This is a genomic window from Neokomagataea anthophila (assembly GCF_018122595.1).
Lineage (GTDB): Bacteria > Pseudomonadota > Alphaproteobacteria > Acetobacterales > Acetobacteraceae > Gluconobacter > Gluconobacter anthophilus.
Window position 1 is genome coordinate 1 of sequence record NZ_JAGRQH010000303.1, and the last position, 207, is coordinate 207.

General features: G+C 56.0%; 1 protein-coding gene. It reads right to left on the reverse strand.

Translation table 11 applies throughout. The features are described from left to right. The coding region (locus KB213_RS12745) for a hypothetical protein (RefSeq protein ID WP_408903749.1) at positions 1–207 on the reverse strand (207 nt) is incomplete at both ends.

A 207-nucleotide genomic window follows, 5' to 3' on the forward strand; every position in this document is an offset into this window, starting at 1 on the left:
TGGATGAGCACGAGGCGGTCCGTATGCTGATCGAGCCATGCTGAAGCAAGTTCGAGCAGTGCCGTGACGGGTAAATCATCACCGAAAAGAGATGCCACAGGGTTGGGTGCGCTGCTCAAGACGCCGTTTGTCAGTGGCCGAAAGAGATGCTCTAAGGCGTTTAGAAAGGCGTGCTGATCATCTGCCGGAAGAGCAAGGGCAAGGCTG